Genomic DNA, 2,131 nt, shown 5'->3' with positions numbered 1-2,131 from the left:
GTGATCCACCCCGACAGGATGATGCCTGCGATAACGATCCAAAGTCCGATGCTGACAAAGGTCGTGATCCACGCCTTTTTCTTGAGGTTATGTACCTCAGGCGATCCCGCATGTGTGCCCGGCACAATTTGGCCAACATCACCCTGCGTTTGTAATCGGATCGGAATCACAATCAGAAACACCATGAACCAGATCACGGCGAATAAAACGATGGCAGAGGTGATGGACATGGGCGTGCTCCTCTACTCCCTTACGTTGGGCCGCGTCAGACTTGTTCCAGTTCGACAAGGCATCCATTGAAGTCTTTCGGATGCAAAAATAACACCGGCTTGCCATGTGCGCCAATCTTCGGCGTGCCATCGCCTAGGACTCGGGCACCTGTCTCCTTGAGATGGTCGCGCGCAGCAAGAATGTCGTCCACTTCGTAACATACATGGTGGATGCCACCAGATGGGTTCTTTTCGAGAAATCCATTGATCGGACTGTCTTCACCAAGCGGATAAAGCAATTCTATCTTGGTATTCGGCAGTTCAATGAAGACCACTGTGACACCATGATCAGGCTCATCCTGCGGCGCGCCAACCTTGGCACCCAATGCCGTGCTGTACTGCGCTGACGCCGCCTCAAGATCAGGCACGGCGATGGCTACGTGATTCAAGCGTCCAATCATCTTGTCTCTCCATCAACAATTTGGCGTGCTTATCCCCTGTGCCAGAAAATCAGACAAGAGGCATGATCGCATTAACGCCTTGTTAGCCAAAGCCGCGCCAATATGAAGCGACTCATGGAGGGCGATATGATTGACGATCAGGTATTGAACCATGCGCGCAGACCGACCGTAACGCGACCACTGCTAGGACTGACCGTTCTGGCCGTTGAGGACAGTCTTTTTGTATGCGATGCACTTAGACTGATGTGCCTTCACAGCGGTGCCCGTCTTAGGCGCGCAGACTGCCTCAAATCAGCTCGGCGGCATTTAAAGGTTTATCGACCTTCCGTTGTCATCGTTGATATCGGCCTGCCCGATGGCAGTGGTACCGACTTGATCGCCGAACTTGGCGCAGCCATTCCACGTGTTGCTGTGATCCTTGGAACAAGCGGTGACGACTTTGCCGAAGATGTGGCCTTTGCTGCGGGTGCAGACGGATTTCTCGCGAAGCCTATTGGCAATCTTGGAGTCTTCCAGAATGCCATCCTTCAACATCTTCCACGAGACCTGCAACCCAGCGGCCTACGGCCTGTTTTGTCAGAACCCATCCACCCCGACCCAGTCACTTTTCGCGAAGATATGGCGCATATGGCTGAAATTCTTAGGGGTGATGTAGATGAAAGGATGATCGACTATGTAACGCTTTTCCTGCGCGGTGTTGCGCGGGCTGCAGAAGACGAGATGCTTGAAGGCGCGGCACTTGACCTCGCATCTGCACGGTCAGAAGGGGCACCAATTTTGGGGCCGGTCTCGCGTTTGGCAGGAATTGTTCAAGCGCGGTTGCAAGACGCAGTGGCAGTCTAACGTCAAACCGCGAATGACAGTTTTCATAGCCGGACCGACAATGCCGATCCAGTCCAGAATGCACGCTTAGTCTTCTTTTGGCAGAACCCGCAAACCAAGCTCCATCAGCTGATCGCTGGTCGGGACCGACGGTGCGTTCATCATCAGGTCTTCGGCGCGCTGGTTCATCGGGAACATGATCACCTCGCGAATATTCGCGGTGTCCGCCAGCAACATCACCATCCGGTCGATACCTGCGGCGCACCCACCGTGCGGCGGTGCACCAAACCGGAACGCATTGACCATTCCGCCAAACCGCTTGCGCACCTCGTCTTCGCCATAGCCCGCAAGTTCGAACGCCTTGAACATGATCTCAGGCTTGTGGTTCCGGATCGCACCAGAAATCAGCTCGTAACCGTTGCAAGCAAGGTCATACTGGTAACCCAAGACTTCCAATGGATCGCCCTGCAGCGCATCCATCCCGCCCTGTGGCATTGAGAACGGGTTGTGGCTAAAGTCGATTTTACCAGTTTCTTCGTCCGCTTCGTACATCGGGAAATCGACAATCCAGGCAAAAGCAAACCGGTCTTCATCGGTCAGGCCTAGCTCGTTACCAATGACCACCCGCGCCTTGCCGGC

Annotated in this window: 4 protein-coding genes; 1 reads left to right on the top strand and 3 read right to left on the bottom strand. The window is 54.4% G+C overall.

Annotated features, from left to right (window positions below; all coding sequences use genetic code 11):
* Positions 1–230 (bottom strand): DUF1467 family protein (locus tag ACTG4M_RS17395; protein WP_439124933.1); only part of this gene is annotated, 230 nt, incomplete at its 3' end.
* Positions 231–265: 35 nt separating this feature from the next.
* Entirely contained in the window at positions 266–670 is a 405-nt protein-coding gene (gene mce, locus ACTG4M_RS17390; RefSeq protein ID WP_439124932.1) for a methylmalonyl-CoA epimerase, read from the bottom strand.
* Between the two features lie 126 nt (positions 671–796).
* On the opposite strand from mce, the gene ACTG4M_RS17385 reads away from it, so the two are divergent.
* Positions 797–1,513 carry a response regulator gene (locus ACTG4M_RS17385; protein WP_439124931.1) on the top strand — a complete coding sequence of 239 codons (717 nt, stop codon included), beginning with the start codon at positions 797–799 and terminating at the stop codon, positions 1,511–1,513.
* 66 nt (positions 1,514–1,579) lie between these two features.
* Here ACTG4M_RS17385 and ACTG4M_RS17380 read toward each other — a convergent pair.
* Positions 1,580–2,131 (bottom strand): amino acid--tRNA ligase-related protein (locus ACTG4M_RS17380; protein WP_439124930.1); only part of this gene is annotated, 552 nt, incomplete at its 5' end.

The organism is Marivita sp., assembly GCF_965656765.1.
GTDB lineage: Bacteria > Pseudomonadota > Alphaproteobacteria > Rhodobacterales > Rhodobacteraceae > Marivita.
Note: the sequence above shows the minus strand (reverse complement) of the source record. Positions and strands in the feature narration are given on the sequence as shown.

Bases quoted from the DNA above. Each gene is read 5' to 3' on its own strand.
- mce (WP_439124932.1), bottom strand. From the start codon at position 670: ATGATTGGACGCTTGAATCACGTAGCCATCGCCGTGCCTGATCTTGAG.
- ACTG4M_RS17385 (WP_439124931.1), top strand. From the start codon at position 797: ATGATTGACGATCAGGTATTGAACCATGCGCGCAGACCGACCGTAACG.